Origin of the sequence: Micromonospora sp. DT46 (assembly GCF_049841735.1) — a bacterium.
In the GTDB taxonomy this organism is placed as follows: domain Bacteria; phylum Actinomycetota; class Actinomycetes; order Mycobacteriales; family Micromonosporaceae; genus Micromonospora; species Micromonospora reichwaldensis.
Genome location: NZ_JBNCKW010000008.1, coordinates 196,191 through 212,035, shown reverse-complemented (window position 1 = coordinate 212,035; position 15,845 = coordinate 196,191). Strand labels below are relative to the sequence as shown.

Below are 15,845 nucleotides of genomic sequence, written 5' to 3'. Positions count from 1 at the left end.
CGGATGACCCGGTGCATCCGGCTTCGCCTGGCCCGCCGGTACCCCTGGCCGGAAATCGACAAACCCGACCTCCGGTTTGCCGACCTGACGCGGGGGAACGGTCAGGGGAACCCATCGACGCGGAGGAGGACGAGATGCCCGGGCGCGAGGTACTGCCCAGCACGCTGCGACGCTCCCCCAAGAAGGCGCAGCGCACCTGGGAGAAGACGCACGACTCGGCCGTGGAGACGTACGGCGAGGGGGAGCGGGCGCACCGCACCGCCTTCGCCGCCGTCAAGCACGAGTTCGAGAAGGTCGGCGACCACTGGGAGCCCAAGGGCCGCAAGGGGCCGAGCGACCGCCAGGCGGCCGGCGGCGGACCGGAGCGCCGGGCGCCCACGGCCGGCGGGGTGGACGCCAACGCGACCAAGGACCACCTGATGAAGGTGGCCCGCAAACTGGACGTGCCCGGCCGTTCGAGCATGACGAAGCCCGAACTGGTCAAGGCCATCGAGAAGGCGAACAACCGCCAGACCGCCAAGGCCCGCGGCCGCTGAGGCCACCTTTCGGGTACGCGACGCGGGGGCTGTCCGTCCGCGGACAGCCCCCGCGCGTGTCTCACCAGTGGCCGCCACCGGGCGCCTCGATGTGCACCGCCTTCGTCGCGGTGAACTCGTCCAGCAGTTCCGGCCCGTAGCCGAAACCGTGCCCGCTGCCCCGGCGCGGGTGCGCGGCACCGCCCGGCGCCCCGCCGAACACCGCGTTGACCTTCACGGTGCCGACGGGCAGTTCCCGCCAGGCGCGCTGGGCGTGACTCATCGATCCGGTCAGCACCGTCGCGGCCAGCCCGTACGGGGAGTCGGCGGCGCACCGCAGCGCCTCGGAGAACGAGTCGACGGCCACGATCGGGGCGACCGGCCCGAACGTCTCCTCGCGTACCACCGTCATGTCGTGCCGGCAGTCGGTGAGCACGGTCGCCGGGTAGAACGCCCCCGGCCCGTCGGGCAGCGTGCCGCCGGTGCGGATCCGCGCGCCCTGGGCCACCGCCGCGGTGACCTGCCCGTGCACGTGGTCGCGGTGCCGCCGGTCCACCAGCGGCCCCAGTTCGGTACGCGGGTCGCCGCCCGGGCCCGTCCGCAGCTTCGTGGCCCGCTCCGCCAGCGCCAGCGCGAAGTCCTCCGCGACGTCCCGGTGCACGTAGATCCGCTCCACCGCGACGCAGATCTGCCCCGCGTTGGCGAACGCGCCGATCGCCGCCTGCCCGGCCGCCCACACCGGGTCGACGTCGCCGTCCACGACGAGCGGATCGCTGCCGCCGTTCTCCAGCAGTACCTTCGCCCCGGTCCGTGCCGCCGCGGCCGCGATGGCCCGCCCCGTGGCGGTGGAGCCGACGTGGGCGACGACGTCCACCTCCTGGGCGGCCAGCGCCGCGCCGACCTCCGGGCCCCCGGTCAGCAGCGACAGCACCCCGGGCGGCAGCGCGGAGTCGAGCGCCTTCGCCAGCAGCCAGCCGGTCGCCGGGGCGCGCTCGCTCGGCTTGTGCAGCACCACGTTGCCGGTGACCAGGGCCGCGCCGAGCAGCCCGCAGGAGACCGCCACCGGGTCGTTCCACGGGGTGATCGCGGCGACCACCCCGCGCGGCTGCGGCGTCATGAAGTCGAGGGCGTGGGTGGCGCCGTGCAGGGTCCGCCCGCCGCGCACGGGGGCGAGTTCCGCGTACTGTCGCAGCGTGCCGATCCCCGCTTCCACGCCGCCCCGGGCGTCCGACAGGGGTTTGCCCATCTCGGCCGTCGTGGCCCGGGCCAGGTCGTCGGCCACCGCCGCCACGGCGTCCGCGGCCCGGTGCAGGGCCGCCGCCCGTTCCGCGGGGGCGGTCGCCGCCCACTCCGCCGTGACGCCGCGCGTCGCCTCCACCGCCTTGCCGACCTCGTCGGCCGTCGCGACCGGCGCCGAGCTGACCGGGGAGCCGTCGGCCGGATCGTGTACGACCAACTCGCCACCCTCGCCGCCCGCGCCCCACACTCCGCCTATGAGCTGCGCAACCGTGTACATGGCAGTGCATGCCCCGGCCCCGGCGCGGCAAACGCGTTTCGCCCGGTTGCTGGCCGGGTAGGCGGATCGGATGAGTTCGCCCGGCGCGGAGAGCGCGGACGCCGTCATCGTGGGAGCAGGCCACAACGGCCTGGTCGCCGCCAATCTGCTCGCCGACGCCGGCTGGGACGTGCTGGTGCTGGAGGCCACGGAGACCCCGGGCGGGGCGGTGCGTTCCGCCGAGGTGACGGCTCCCGGCTACCTGAGCGACCTCTACAGCTCCTTCTACCCCCTCGGCTACGCTTCGCCGGTGCTGCGCGGGCTGGGGCTCGACCGTTACGGTCTGCGCTGGCGGCACTCCCCGGACGTGCTGGCCCACCTGCTGCCCGACGGGCGGGCGGCGGTGCTCAACCGCGACCCGGAGGCCACGGCGGCCTCGCTGGAGGCGTTCGCGCCGGGCGACGGCAAGCGCTGGCTGCACGCGTACGACGACTGGCGCCAGGTGGCCGAGCCGATGCTGGAGAGCATCACCAGGCCGTTCCCGCCGGTGCGCGGGGGCCTGAGCCTGCTGCGCCGGCTGCGCGTGTCGGGGGCGCTGCGGCTGGCCCGGCGGCTGGTGGTGCCGGTACGCAAGCTCGGCGACGAACTCTTCGAGGGCGAGGGCGGCCCGGTGCTGCTGGCCGGCTGTGCCCTGCACACCGACCTGTCGCCCGAGGAGGCCGGTTCGGGCGTGTACGGCTGGCTGCTCGCCATGCTGGGTCAGCAGGTCGGCTGGCCGGTGCCCGACGGCGGCGCCCAGAAGATCACCGACGCGCTGGTGGCCCGGCTGACCGAACGCGGCGGCCGGATCCTCTACGGCGCACACGTCGACCGGGTGCTGACCGCCCGCGGCCGGGCGATGGGCGTGCGTACCACCGGCGGCGCCCTGTGGCGGGCCCGCCGCGCGGTGCTCGCCGACGTCCCCGCGCCCGCCCTATACCTGGACCTGGTCGGCGCGGCGGCGCTGCCGCCCCGGCTGGTGGAGGACCTGGCGCATTTCCGCTGGGACGGCTCGACGCTCAAGGTGGACTGGGCGCTGTCGGCCCCCGTGCCGTGGACCAACCGGGCGGTCGCCACCGCCGGCACCGTGCACCTGGGGGCAGACCTGGACGGCCTCACCAGCTACGCCGCCGCGCTGGCCCGCAAGGAGATCCCGCGCGACCCGTTCCTGCTGCTGGGACAGATGTCGGTGGCCGACCCGAGCCACTCGCCGCCGGGCACCGAGTCGCTCTGGTCGTACACCCACCTGCCGTTCCGCCAGAAGTGGCGGGCCGAGGAGATCGCCGCGCACGTCGAGCGGATGGAGCAGGTGCTGGAGGAGGCCGCGCCGGGCTTCCGCAGCCTGATCGTGGGGCGGCACGTGGCCGGCCCGGCCGACCTGGAGGCGGGCGACCCGAGCCTGGTCGGCGGCGCGCTCGGCGGCGGCACCGCCGCCGCGTACCAGCAGCTGTTCCTGCGCCCGATCCCCGGCCTGGGCCGCGCGGACACGCCGGTGGACCGGCTGTTCCTGGCCAGCGCGTCGGCGCACCCGGGCGGCGGCGTGCACGGCGCGCCCGGCGCGAACGCCGCCCGCGCCGCCCTGGCCCGCGACCGCGCCCTCACCGGCCCGCTGTACGCGGCCGGGATCGACGCCGCGCACCGCGCGGTCTACCGCTGACCGCCAGCACGGCGAAGACGACAAGCTCGCGCCCTGCGCCCTGCGGCCCCCTGCGTCGCGCGCGGGGCGCTCCGGGCACCGGGCGCCCGGCACCGTGCGCGGCCGGCATCTGGTGGGGCCGGGGCGCCGTGCACTACGGCCTGGGTGACCAGGCCGACTCTTCGCCAAGCCGGACCCGCCGGCGGATTGTCTGACGAGATTGCTGACGGACAGTGAGGTCAGCGCTGGCCGCGTGGGTCGTTCGCCGCGCCCTTTGCTCTGCATCCATATACGCAACAGTTGCTCTGAGTGATGGCGTGCGGCGAGTCCGCTGCACCGGCGGCGAGCCAGCCCCAGCTCAGCGACGTGGTGCGTCCGTGGCTGCAGAGCAAGGGCGGCGAGCGGCGATCCGAAGGCGGAGCCGACGGTCACGGAAGGTGAGGGTTGCGCTCCGTGGTCGCGGTGTGTGGGCTGATCGGACGTCCCGTGCGGCGGGCGGCCGGGACTCAAGGTCGCCCTCCGCTCTCCGCTCCTCCGCTCTCCGCCCGTCTGCCGCTCGTCGCTGCTGTCGCTCGCCTTCGCCCCTCGCTGCGCCCGTCCGTCGCCCTCCGCCGCTCGCCTGCCGCCCCGGGCCTGGTCCGTTGAACGGACCGGGGCCAGGGCAGGGCGGGGCGGCGTGGCACGGCGGGATCGGGTCGGGTCAGCGTTCGATGTTGCGGTGCTTGCTGCGCAGCTTGAACGGCATCAGCGCGCTCTCGACCTTGGTCGCGGTGGTCATCTTGGACGCGCCGTCGCGCCGCTCCTCGAAGCGGATCGGGACCTCCAGGATGGTGTGCCCCAGCTTCGTGGCCAGGTAGTGCATCTCCACCTGGAAGCTGTAGCCGTTGGACTGCACCCGCTCCAGGCCGATGTCGCGCAGCGCGTCCGCCCGCCAGATCTTGAAGCCGGCGGTGAGGTCGCGGATCCGGACCCGCAGCAGCGTGTGCACGTAGAGGTTGGCCCAGCCGCTGAGCGCCCGCCGGTAGAACGGCCAGTTCTCGTCCAGCTCGCCGCCCGGCACGTACCGGGAGCCGATCACCACGCCGGCCTGGGTGGAGAGCAGCGCGCCGAGCATGCCCGGCAGCGCCTCCGGCGGGTGCGACAGGTCGGCGTCCATCTGCGCCACGTACTCCGCGCCGCCGTCGAGGGCGCGCCCGATGCCGTCCACGTAGGCCCGGCCGAGGCCCTCCTTGCCGGCCCGGTGCACGACCTCGACCCGGTCGGGGTGCTCGATGGCCAGCTTGTCCGCCACCTCACCCGTGCCGTCCGGCGAGTTGTCGTCGGCGACCAGGATCTTCAGGCCCGGCAGCGGCAGGGCCAGCAGCCGCTCGACCAGCACCGGGAGGTTGCCCGCCTCGTTGTAGGTGGGAACCACGACGGTCAGGCGTGCGTCCCGCCACGGCACGGGCAACTGCACGGGTTCGATCATGTCGGACATCCTCGGTCGGCGGACAGGGCTCCCTGAGAGCGTAGCCAGTTGCCACATCCGGGTCGAAAAGGCCACCCCTACCGCCCCGTCTTCCGCCCCGACGAGGGCCCGTTCCGGGTGTCAGCGGAGGCGGCGGGCCAGCGCGGTGAGGGCCACCGCCAGGCCCGCCAGGGCGGCGCCGGAGACGGCCGGCTTGTGCGTACCGATCCACAGGGCGGCCGAGCGGCCCCGGGCCCGGTCGGTGAACACGCCCTCCGCGCCCCGGTCCCGTTCGTCGTCCCCGGGACGGTCCAGGTTGTCCCGCCAGGCGACCGGGTCGATCGGGGTGTCGGTCTGCTGGCTGTCGTAGCCGTCGCGTGCCAGCTTCCGGTCGAGCAGGCCGGGGGCGAGGACGTCGCCGAGCCGGGCGCGCCAGGTCGGTCCGCCCACGTTCAGCTCGCGCGGCCCGTGGTCGGCCGCCCAGACGATCGCCTTCGCGGCCACCTCGGGTGCGAAGATCGGCGGTACGGGCTGGGGGTGCCGGGGCAGCCGGGTGCGTACCCAGGAGAACTGCGGGGTGTTGATCGCCGGCAGTTGCACCATCGACAGCTTCACGCCCGGGCAGTCGTGCAGCAGTTCCGCCCGCAGCGAGTCGTTGAAGCCCTGGACGGCGTGCTTGCTCGCGCAGTACGCCGACTGCAACGGGATCCCGCGGTAGGCCAGCGCGGAGCCGACCTGCACGACCGCGCCCCGCCCGCGTGCCCGCATGTGCCGCAGCGCCGCGAGGGTGCCGTGCACGGTGCCGAGGTAGTTGACCTCGGTGACCCGCCGGAACTCGGTGGCCGGGATCTCCCACGCCGGGGCGAAGACCGAGACCATCGCGTTGTTCACCCACACGTCGATGCCGCCGAACCGGTGCACCACGTCGTCGGCGGCCTGCTGCACCGCCCCGGCGTCGGCCACGTCCACCCGGTAGGTGCACACCTCCGAGGCGCCCAGCTCCCGGCAGTCGCGCTCGGCGGCCGCCAGCCCGGCCTCGCCGCGGGCGAGCAGCGCGAGCCGGGCGCCGCGCTCGGCGTACCGGCGGGCGACCGCCCGTCCCACGCCGGCGCTCGCCCCGGTGACCACCACGGTCTGCGTCATGCGTCCGCCTTCTGCCGCATGGCGATGTCGGCCAGCCGGGTCAGGGTCTCCTTGTTGCGCTGGTGCAACACCAGGTCGTTGATCTTGTTGCGTATCCAGTGCAGCGGACCGGCGGCGAAGTCCTCGCCGATGCGTACCCGGGTGGCGTCCGCGCCGACCGCTTCGAGGGTGAACACCACGATGGCCTCCCCGGCCGGCCAGAGGCCGGCGCGGATCACCAACCGGCGCGGCGGGTCACAGGTCAGCACCGTGGAGACGTCGTGCAGGGAGAACGGCCACGGCCCGGCCTTGTGGTGCAGTTGGCTGCCCACCCGGGGCCAGGCGTCGTCCACGTCGCGCACGTGCACCGTGCCCACGACCCAGTCGCTGTACGTCCACCCGTCCGCCAGCACCGCCCAGACCTGCTGCGGGGAAGCTTTGATCACTTTCTCCACAATCGCCACTGTGCTCCCATACCCCCGGTCTGGCCGGGGCTAACGGTGCCGATGGGTTAGCTTCTCCCGGGCGACGGGTAACGGCACCTGCGAGCCGGCGTGTCGGCGCCGCCGGCGTACGACGCGGGGGGCGCGTCCGGGACGACGTTTACTCCCCGGGGCGCCGGGAACCCGCCGGCTGTGCGACAGGACCAGGTGGAGCCGGATCAGCGCAGGTCAGCCCGGGTTTTTGCCGGTGCTGGCGCGGCGGGACCCGGGCCCGTCCTGTTCGACGCGGTGCTGCTGGACCGCGACGGAACGCTGATCGAGGACGTGCCGTACAACGGCGACCCCGAGAAGGTACGGCCGGTGCCGGGGGCGCGGGCCGCCCTGGACCGGTTGCGGGCGGCGGGCCTGCGGCTGGCGGTGGTGACGAACCAGTCCGGCCTGGCCCGTGGCTTGTTCACCGGGACGCAGATGGAGGCGGTGCACGCCCGGGTCGAGCGGTTGCTGGGGCCGTTCGACGCCTGGCTGGTGTGTCCGCACGACGACGGCGACGCATGCGGGTGCCGCAAGCCGGCGCCGGGGCTGGTGCACGCCGCGGCGCGGGAGCTGGGCACCGTGCCGGCGCGGTGCGTGCTGGTGGGGGACATCGGCCGGGACATGATCGCGGCGTCGGCCGCGGGCGCGTCGGGGATCCTGGTGCCCACGCCGGTGACCCGGCCGCAGGAGGTGGCCGCCGCGCCGCAGGTGGCCGCCGATCTCCCGGCGGCGGTGGCGGAGATCCTGCGCCGCCAGGCGGCGCTCGACCCCGCCACCTACCGGCAGGCCGACACCGACACCGACACCGCGCGGGGCGCCGGCAGGGGGCAGACGGGGACCGTGCTGGTGGTACGCGCCGACTCGGCCGGGGACGTGCTGGTGACCGGGCCCGCCATCCGTGCCGTCGCCGCCGACGCCGAGCGGGTGGTGTTGCTGTGCGGGCCCCGGGGCCGCGCCGCGGCGGAACTCCTGCCCGGCGTCGACGAGATCGTCGAACACCGGCTGCCCTGGATCGACCCCGCCCCCGACCCCGTCGACCCCGTCGACATGCGTCAGCTCGCCGACCGGCTCGCCGCCGTGCACGCCGACGAGGCGGTCGTCTTCACCAGTTTCCACCAGTCGCCCCTGCCCCTGGCCCTGCTGCTGCGCCTGGCCGGGGTCGGACGCGTGAGCGCCATCAGCGACGACTACCCGGGCAGCCTGCTCGACGTACGGCACCGCGTGCCGGCCGGCGTACCCGAACCGGAACGCGCGCTCTCCCTCGCCGCCGCCGCCGGCTTCGCCCTCGCCGACCACGACGGACCCGCCCTGCGCCTGCGTCCGGCGCAGGCACCGCCGCCGGAGGTCGGCGCGCCCGGCTACGTGGTGCTGCACCCCGGCTCGGCGGCGCAGGCCCGGGGCTGCCCGCCGGAGCTGGCCGCGCGGATCGCCCGCGCCCTGACGGCCGCCGGCCACCGGGTGGTGGTCACCGGCGGCCCCGACGAGCAGGAGCTGACCGCGCGGGTGGCCGGCGACGTCGCCGTCGACCTGGGCGGGCGGACCGGCCTCGCCGGGCTGGCCGCGACGGTGGCCGGCGCCGGCGCGGTCGTGGTCGGCAACACCGGCCCCGCCCACCTCGCCGCCGCCCACGGGGTGCCGGTGGTCAGCCTGTTCGCCCCCACGGTGCCGTTCGGGCAGTGGGGGCCGTGGCGGGTGCCCACGGTGCGCCTCGGCGACGCGGAGGCCGCCTGCCGCGACACCCGGGCGGCGCGCTGCCCGGTGCCCGGGCACCCCTGCCTGAGCGGCGTCGACCCCGAGGAGGTCGTCGACGCGTTGCGGCTGCTCGGGGTGACCCCGTCGGCCCGGTCGGGGCCGCCCACCGGCGGCTCGTCCGCCGGCGTGACGACGCTGGCCACCATCGGCGGGAGCGGCGGATGAACCTGCTCCTGTGGCACGTGCACGGCTCCTGGACCACGTCGTTCGTGCACGGCAAGCACCGGTACCTGGTGCCCGTCACCCCGGACCGGGGCCCCTACGGCCTCGGCCGCGCCCGCACCTACCCGTGGCCCGACACGGCCGTCGAGGTGACCCCCGAGCAGTTGCGCACCGCCGACGTCGACCTGGTCGTCCTGCAACGCCCCGAGGAGATCGACCTCGCCGAGCGGTGGCTCGGCCGGCGGCCCGGCCGCGACGTACCCGCCGTCTACGTCGAGCACAACACGCCCAAGGACGGCGACGTGCCCAACAGCCGGCACCCCATGGCCGACCGCGACGACCTGCTCGTCGCCCACGTCACCGGGTTCAACGAGCTGTTCTGGGACACCGGGGCCACCCGCACCACCGTGGTCGACCACGGCATCGTCCCTCCCGCCGCGGAGTACACGGGCGAGCTCGACCGGCTCGCGGTGGTGATCAACGAGCCGGTACGCCGGTGGCGGGTCACGGGCACCGACCTGCTGCCCCGCTTCGCCGAGATCGCCCCGCTGGACGTCTTCGGCATGAAGGTGGCCGGGCTGGCCGAGCACCTGGGCCTGCCCGCCGACCGGCTCACCAGCCACGACGACCTGCCCCAGCACCGGATGCACGCCGAGCTGGGGCGGCGGCGGGCGTACCTGCACCTGTGCCGCTGGACCTCCCTGGGGCTGAGCCTGATCGAGGCGATGTCCATCGGGATGCCGGTGGTCGCGCTGGCCGCCACGGAGGCGGCGATGGCGGTGCCACCGGGGGCGGGCGCGCTGTCCACCCGGCTCGACACCCTGCTCGACGCCGCCCGCCGGTTCGTCGACGAGCCGGCGGAGGCACGCCGGGCGGGGGAGCGGGCCCGCGCCGCCGCCCGGGACCGCTACGGCCTCGACCGTTTCCTCGCCGACTGGGACCGGCTGCTGGAGGAGGAAGTATGCGCATCGCGATGATCTCGGAGCACGCCAGCCCGCTCGCCATCCTGGGCGGCGAGGACGCCGGCGGTCAGAACACGCATGTCGCCGAGCTCTCCGCCGCCCTCGCGGCCGCCGGACACGACGTCCGGGTCTACACCCGCCGCGACGCCGTGGACCTGCCGGTGACCGTACGCAGCGCCGACGGCTACGACGTGGTGCACGTCCCGGCGGGGCCGGCCGAGCCGGTCGCCAAGGACGCCCTGCTGCCGCACATGCGGGAGTTCAGCCGCTGGCTGGTCGACCGGTGGCGGGGCGGCGAGTGGATGCCCGAGGTGATCCACGCGCACTTCTGGATGAGCGGCCTCGCCGCGCTGGCCGCCAGCCGGCAGACCGGCGTTCCGGTCGTGCAGACGTACCACGCCCTGGGGGTGGTCAAGCGGCGGCACCAGGGCGTGCAGGACACCAGCCCGGCCCGCCGGATCGGCTACGAGCGGGAGCTGGGCCGGGCCGTCGACCGGGTCATCGCCCAGTGCCGCGACGAGGTCGGCGAGCTGGTCCGGATGGGCGTGCCACGGTCCCGGATGACGGTCGTGCCGTCCGGGGTCAACCTGGGCACGTTCGCCCCGCTGGGGCCGACCGCCGAGCGGGAGGACGGCCGGCCGCGGATCCTGACCGTCGGCCGGCTGGTCGAGCGTAAGGGCTTCCAGACCGTGGTGCGGGCGATGGCGTACGTGCCCGGGGCCGAGTGCGTGGTCGTCGGCGGCCCGCCCGCCGGCCTGCTGGAGACCGACCCGTACGCCCGCCGGCTGCGCGCCCTCGCGGTCAGCTGCGGGGTCGCCGACCGGGTGCGACTGGTCGGCGCGGTGCCCCGCGAGGAGATGGGCCGCTGGTACCGCTCGGCGGACGTCCTGGTGGCCGCCCCCTGGTACGAGCCGTTCGGGCTCACCCCGCTGGAGGCGATGGCGTGCGGCGTGCCCGTGGTGGGCACCGCCGTCGGCGGGATCAAGGACACCGTGGTCGAGGGCGTCACCGGCGACCTGGTGCCGGCCCGGGACCCGCGTGCGCTGGGCGCCGCGATCCAGGGGCTGCTCGACGACCGGATCCGCCGCTTCGCGTACGCGACGGCGGCGCGGGAACGGGCCCGGCGGCGGTACTCCTGGGCGGCCACGGCGGAGCGGCTGGTGGAGGTCTACGGCGACGTGGCGGTCCACCGGCCGGCCCGGGTGGTGGCCTGATGGCGGCACCCACGCCGCTGGACGCGCACCTGACGAACCTGGCGGCGGCGCTGGTGCCCTTCCGGCGGCACGAGACGCTGCTGGTCCGGTGGGGGGAGGCCCTCGCGCGTCGGCTGGTCGACGGCGGCCGGCTGCTGGTGGCCGGCAACGGCGGCAGCGCCGCCGAGGCCCAGCACCTCACCGCCGAACTCGTCGGGAAGCTCCGCGACGACCGCCAGCCCCTGTCCGCCATCGCGTTGCACGCGGAGACCTCCGCGATGACCGCCATCGGCAACGACTACGGCTACGACGAGGTCTTCGCCCGCCAGGTACGCGCCCACGGCCGCGCCGGCGACGTCCTGCTGCTGCTGTCGACCAGCGGTACCAGCGCCAACCTGCTGGCCGCCGCCCGGGCCGGCCGCGACAGCGGACTCACCTGCTGGGCCCTGACCGGCCCCGCCCCCAACCCCCTGGCGGAGCTGTGCCACGACGTGCTCGCCGTCGGCTCGGCCGACAGTCAGGTCGTGCAGGAACTCCACCTCGTGACCAGCCACCTCCTCTGCGAGTACGTCGAGCGGGCGCTGCCGGTGGCGCCCGCCGCGCCCGTACGGACCGGGGTCGAGGTGGTGCTCGACGGCGGTGCAGGTCAGCAGGTCCAGGCGTGATGAGGAGGGCAGCGTGAGGGGACCCGTGGTGGTGGTCGGTGACACCCTGCTGGACCGGGACGTCGAGGGGGTGGTGAACCGGCTCTGCCCGGACTCGCCCGTGCCGGTGCTGGACGAGACCGCGCACGTCGACCGGCCCGGTGGCGCCGGGCTGGCCGCGGTCTTCGCCGCCGCGCAGGGCGCCGAGGTGGTGCTGGTGACCGCGTTGGCGGACGACGCGGGGGGTGCCCGGCTCGCCTCGTTGCTCACCGACGCCAGCGTGCAGGTGTATCCCCTCGGGCTGCGCGGCGGCACGCCGGAGAAGGTCCGGCTGCGCGCCCGGGGCCGGGTGCTGCTGCGCCACGACCGGGGCGGCGCGGCCGGTACGCCCGGCGAGCCGTCCGAGGCGGCGCTGCGGGTGATCGCCCGGGCCTCCGCCGTGCTGGTCAGCGACTACGGCCGGGGCGTCGCCCGGCAGCCCGCGCTGCGGGCGGCGCTGGCCGCCACCCGGGCGCCGGTGCTCTGGGACCCGCATCCGCGGGGACCGGCGGCGGTTCCGGGGGTGCACCTGGTGACCCCCAACGAGTCCGAGGTGCGGGAGCTGGTCACGGTCGCGCCGGGAGCGACCCGGCTGGCGACGGCGGCGCGGGGCGCCCAGGGGCTGCGCCAGCGCTGGCGCGCCGGCGCGGTCGCGGTGACCCTGGGCGGGGACGGGGCGCTGCTCTGCCACGCCGGCGCGACGCCGATGGTGGTGCCCGCCCCGGCCGTCGCCGAGGGGGACACCTGCGGGGCCGGTGACCGGTTCGCGGCCACCGCCAGCCTCGCCCTGGCGCAGGGGGCGCTGGTCTCCGAGGCGGTGCAGGAGGCGGTCGCCGAGGCGTCGGCGTACGTGGCCGGCGGGGGAGTGGCGACGGCGCTGCCGCGGGCGGCGCGTCCGCTGCCGCCGGCGGTCTCCGGCCCCGGCGGCGAGCGCGTCGGCGTGGCCGCGGCCGCCGGCGTGGTGTCGGCGGTACGCGCGTCCGGCGGGACGGTGGTGGCCACCGGCGGCTGCTTCGACCTGCTGCACGCCGGGCACGTGGCGACGTTGCAGGCCGCCCGGCAGCTCGGCGACTGCCTGGTGGTCTGCCTCAACTCCGACGCGAGCGTGTCGGGGCTGAAGGGCCCGGACCGGCCGGTGATCCCGCAGGGCGACCGGGCCCGGCTGCTCGCGGCGCTGAGCTGCGTCGACGCGGTCATGATCTTCGACGAGGCCACCCCGCACGCGGCGCTGTCGTGGCTGCGGCCGGACGTCTGGGTGAAGGGTGGCGACTACGCCGGTGACGGCGGCGAGCCCGCCCTGCCCGAGGCGGAGGTCCTGCGCCGCTGGGGCGGCAACGCCGTGGTGGTGCCGTACCTGGACGGCCGCTCCACGACCGGGCTGATCGCCGCCGCCCGTTCCACCGGCACCGCCGTGCCGCTCGTCGGGCCGCCGCTCACCGACACCGTGCCGCCGGCCGGTCCCGCTCCCGGTGGCGCGCCGGCGAGACCCGGCGGCGAGCCCGAACGGGCGCGGGCCGGCCTCGCGGGACCGACGACGGCGGAGGGCACCCGATGAGCGCCGGGTCGCCCGGCGCGGGGCGCACCGTGCTCGTCACGGGCGGATCGAGCGGCCTGGGCGCCGCCGTGGTCGCGGCCGTGGCCCGGGCCGGCGGCCGTCCGCTGGTGCTGGACCGGCAGGCGCCCGCCGACGGGGTGCCGTGGGTGGAGTGCGACCTGGCCGACACCCGCGCCGCGGAGGCCGCCACCCGGCAGCTCGCCGAGCGCTCGGGCGGGCTGGACGCGGTGGTCACCGCGGCGGGGATGGACGTGCCCGGGAAGCTGGCGGACACCCCCGGCGAGACCTGGGAGCGGATCGTGGCCGTGGACCTGTTCGCCACGGCGGCCGTCGTACGGGCTGCCCTGCCCTTCCTGGAGACCTCCCGGGGGAGCATCGTCACCGTCGCCTCCACGCTCGGGGTGAAGGCCGTGGCCGACGCGACCGCGTACTGCGCCGCGAAGTTCGGGGTCGTCGGCTTCACCCGGGCCCTCGCCGCCGAACTCGCCGGCAGGGTCGGCGTCACGCTGCTCATCCCCGGCGGCATGCGCACCGCCTTCTTCGACGAGCGCGACGCCGCGTACAAGCCCGGTCCCGACGCCGTCCTGAACGACCCCGCCGACACCGCCGCCGCCGTCATGTTCGCGCTGTCCCAACCCGCCGGCTGCGCGGTCCGCGAGATGGTCGTCTGCGCCGACCAGGAGACCTCCTACCCGTGATCCTCGCCCTGCGTGCCCTCGGCGTCGGTGACCTCGCCACCGCCGTCCCGGCCCTGCGCGCCCTGCGTGCCGCCCACCCCGGCCGGGACCTCGTCCTCGCGGCACCCGGCTGGCTGGCGCCGCTGGTCGACCTGGTCGGCGGCGTCGACCGGCTGGTGCCCACGGACGGGCTCGGTCGCCCCGACCCGGCCCTGGGGACGCCGCGCGTCGCCGTGAACCTGCACGGCCGGGGGCCCGAGTCGCACCGGATGCTCGCCGGCACCCGTCCCGGTCGGCTGCTCGCCTACACCAGCCCGGAGGCCGGCCACCACGACGGCCCCGAATGGCGCGACGACGAACACGAGGTCGACCGCTGGTGCCGGCTCCTCGACTGGTACGGCATCTCCGCCGACCGCACCGACCTGGACCTGCGGCGCCCGGCCCGCGGCGGCGCCCCGACCGGCATGACCGTGCTGCACCCGGGCTCCAAGATCCCGGCGAAGCGCTGGCCGCCTGGACGCTTCGCCGCGCTGGCCCGGGAACTGGCCGCCCGGGGGCACCGGGTGGTGCTCACCGGCAGCCCCGACGAGCGGGCCACCGCGCAGCGGATCGCGGAGGCCGCGGGGTTGTCCGCCGACGCGGTGCTGGCCGGCCGGACGGACCTGGGCCGGCTGGCCGCGCTGGTGGCGTACGCCCGCCTGGTGGTCAGCGGGGACACGGGCGTGGCGCACCTGGCGACCGCCTACCGCACGCCGTCGGTGGTGCTCTTCGGCCCGGTCTCCCCGGCGCGGTGGGGGCCGCCGCCGGGCCGGCCCCGGCACCGGGCGCTGTGGGCGGGTGGACAGGGCTCGCCAAGGTGGGAGGGGGTGGGGAGCCATCCGACGCTGGCGGCCATCGGGGTCGACGAGGTGGTGACCGCCGTGGACGAGGTGGAACGGGCGGTGCGGGTCTCCCGTGCGGTTGCGGCGTAGTGATCCGGGCAGGCCGGGGTACGGGCGACGCCGGCGCGGCCGGGGCTGGCTCTTCCTGGACCCGTCCGGGCAGCCGGTCCGCGACCCCGACCGGTTGGGCCGGCTGCGTGAGCTGGTGATCCCGCCCGCCTGGCGCGACGTGTGGATCTGTCCGTACCCGAACGGGCACATCCAGGCCATCGGCATCGACGCGGCCGGGCGCAAGCAGTACCTCTACCACCCGACGTGGCGGGAGAGGCGCGACGAGGCGAAGTTCGACCACGTGCTGGAGGTGGCCCGCCGGCTGCCGGTGCTGCGCGAGCGGGTCGGGCGGGACCTGTCCGGCCGGGGACTGCACCGCGACCGGGTGCTGGCGACGGTGACCCGGCTGCTGGACATGGGCACGTTCCGGGTCGGCAGCGACCAGTACGCGGCCGGCGACGACCCGACGTTCGGGGTGTCGACCCTGCGCCCCGAGCACGCCCGGTCCCGGGGCGGCTGCGTGGTGTTCGAGTTCCCCGCCAAGGGCGGCGTCGAGCAGGTGCGTCGCATCGAGGACCCGGAGCTGTGCCGGGTGCTGGTCAACCTGCGCCGCCAGCGCCGGTCGGCCGACCGCCTGTTCGGCTACCGGGACGGCGGGGACTGGCGCGACGTGCGCAGCGACGAGGTCAACGAGTACCTGCGGGACGCCAGCGGCGGGGAGATGACGGCGAAGGACTTCCGCACCTGGCACGCCACGGTGCGGGCGGCGACCGAACTGGCGACGGTGGGCCCGCCGCGCTCGGCGACCGCCGGCAAACGGGCGGTCGCGGCGGTGATGCGTGACGTCGCCGAGCTGCTCGGCAACACCGCCACTGTGGCCCGCACGTCCTACGTCGACCCGCGCGTGGTCGACCTCTTCCACGACGGCGTGGTGGCCCCGGTCGATCCCGCGACGCCCCGCGAGAAGGCCGAGCGGATCGTGCTCGAACTGCTGGAGGACGCCTGAGGCGGCCCCGGCGCCACTCCTGAGCGGGGGCGCCGGGGCCGGTCCGGTCACCGGGCGACCGCCCGCCTCCCCCGTGGCGGCGGGCGGCTCGCCACGGCCCCCGTCGGCGGTCCGATCCCGGCCGGCGCCGGGGCAGGCAGGGATCGGTCACCTCGACGTCAGTCTGCCCGGACCGGGTTGACCGTGGACGCCG

The 15,845-nt window shown here is 76.1% G+C and carries 13 protein-coding genes and 2 pseudogenes; 11 read left to right on the top strand and 4 right to left on the bottom strand.

The features are described from left to right. Positions 1 to 134 precede the first annotated feature (134 nt). Positions 135 to 536: a ChaB family protein gene (locus tag ACLQ20_RS23205; RefSeq protein WP_091095813.1), complete on the top strand. Its 402-nt coding sequence runs from the start codon at positions 135 to 137 to the stop codon at positions 534 to 536. 61 nt (positions 537 to 597) lie between these two features. Here the strand turns inward: ACLQ20_RS23205 and ACLQ20_RS23200 are convergent, their stop codons facing one another. After that, the gene (locus tag ACLQ20_RS23200; RefSeq protein ID WP_425857675.1) at positions 598 to 2,031 is read right to left on the bottom strand and encodes an aldehyde dehydrogenase family protein; all 1,434 of its coding nucleotides are present in this window, start codon (positions 2,029 to 2,031) and stop codon (positions 598 to 600) included. Between the two features lie 70 nt (positions 2,032 to 2,101). Here ACLQ20_RS23200 and ACLQ20_RS23195 point away from each other — a divergent pair, with 70 nt between their 5' ends. Beyond that, positions 2,102 to 3,706, top strand: a complete 1,605-nt coding sequence (locus tag ACLQ20_RS23195; RefSeq protein ID WP_327027635.1) for an NAD(P)/FAD-dependent oxidoreductase — start codon at positions 2,102 to 2,104, stop codon at positions 3,704 to 3,706. A gap of 679 nt (positions 3,707 to 4,385) precedes the next feature. Here ACLQ20_RS23195 and ACLQ20_RS23190 read toward each other — a convergent pair. The 3 genes from ACLQ20_RS23190 to ACLQ20_RS23180 all read right to left on the bottom strand — a co-directional run bounded on the left by ACLQ20_RS23190 (position 4,386) and on the right by ACLQ20_RS23180 (position 6,709). Further along, on the bottom strand, positions 4,386 to 5,153 hold the full coding sequence (locus ACLQ20_RS23190; protein WP_327027637.1) for a polyprenol monophosphomannose synthase: 768 nt from the start codon (positions 5,151 to 5,153) through the stop codon (positions 4,386 to 4,388). A 120-nt stretch (positions 5,154 to 5,273) separates the two neighbouring features. After that, on the bottom strand, positions 5,274 to 6,275 hold the full coding sequence (locus tag ACLQ20_RS23185; RefSeq protein ID WP_151457680.1) for an SDR family oxidoreductase: 1,002 nt from the start codon (positions 6,273 to 6,275) through the stop codon (positions 5,274 to 5,276). Continuing rightward, positions 6,272 to 6,709, bottom strand: coding sequence for an SRPBCC family protein (locus ACLQ20_RS23180; protein WP_358122282.1), 438 nt, complete (start codon positions 6,707 to 6,709; stop codon positions 6,272 to 6,274). Before ACLQ20_RS23180 ends, ACLQ20_RS23185 begins: the two co-directional genes overlap by 4 nt. A gap of 276 nt (positions 6,710 to 6,985) precedes the next feature. Here ACLQ20_RS23180 and ACLQ20_RS23175 point away from each other — a divergent pair. The 9 genes and pseudogenes from ACLQ20_RS23175 to ACLQ20_RS23135 all read left to right on the top strand — a co-directional run. Beyond that, a pseudogene (locus ACLQ20_RS23175) lies at positions 6,986 to 7,514 on the top strand (D-glycero-alpha-D-manno-heptose-1,7-bisphosphate 7-phosphatase); the annotation flags it as partial. A 50-nt stretch (positions 7,515 to 7,564) separates the two neighbouring features. Then, positions 7,565 to 8,647: pseudogene (locus ACLQ20_RS23170) on the top strand (glycosyltransferase family 9 protein); the annotation flags it as partial. Then, the gene (locus ACLQ20_RS23165; protein WP_425857674.1) at positions 8,644 to 9,621 is read left to right on the top strand and encodes a glycosyltransferase; all 978 of its coding nucleotides are present in this window, start codon (positions 8,644 to 8,646) and stop codon (positions 9,619 to 9,621) included. The pseudogene ACLQ20_RS23170 and the gene ACLQ20_RS23165, both read left to right, overlap by 4 nt. After that, positions 9,606 to 10,820 carry a glycosyltransferase gene (locus tag ACLQ20_RS23160; RefSeq protein WP_151457248.1) on the top strand — a complete coding sequence of 405 codons (1,215 nt, stop codon included), beginning with the start codon at positions 9,606 to 9,608 and terminating at the stop codon, positions 10,818 to 10,820. Before ACLQ20_RS23165 ends, ACLQ20_RS23160 begins: the two co-directional genes overlap by 16 nt. Next, positions 10,817 to 11,464, top strand: a complete 648-nt coding sequence (locus tag ACLQ20_RS23155; protein ID WP_425857773.1) for a D-sedoheptulose-7-phosphate isomerase — start codon at positions 10,817 to 10,819, stop codon at positions 11,462 to 11,464. Before ACLQ20_RS23160 ends, ACLQ20_RS23155 begins: the two co-directional genes overlap by 4 nt. Positions 11,465 to 11,477: 13 nt before the next feature. Further along, entirely contained in the window at positions 11,478 to 13,037 is a 1,560-nt protein-coding gene (locus ACLQ20_RS23150) for a PfkB family carbohydrate kinase (protein WP_425857673.1), read from the top strand. Further along, positions 13,034 to 13,735: an SDR family oxidoreductase gene (locus ACLQ20_RS23145; RefSeq protein ID WP_151457246.1), complete on the top strand. Its 702-nt coding sequence runs from the start codon at positions 13,034 to 13,036 to the stop codon at positions 13,733 to 13,735. The genes ACLQ20_RS23150 and ACLQ20_RS23145 overlap by 4 nt, the downstream gene beginning before the upstream one ends. Further along, entirely contained in the window at positions 13,732 to 14,685 is a 954-nt protein-coding gene (locus ACLQ20_RS23140) for a glycosyltransferase family 9 protein (protein WP_425857672.1), read from the top strand. The genes ACLQ20_RS23145 and ACLQ20_RS23140 overlap by 4 nt, the downstream gene beginning before the upstream one ends. Next, positions 14,669 to 15,652 (top strand): DNA topoisomerase IB, encoded by a 984-nt coding sequence (locus tag ACLQ20_RS23135; protein WP_151456113.1) that lies wholly within the window; start codon positions 14,669 to 14,671, stop codon positions 15,650 to 15,652. Before ACLQ20_RS23140 ends, ACLQ20_RS23135 begins: the two co-directional genes overlap by 17 nt. Positions 15,653 to 15,845: the final 193 nt, after the last annotated feature.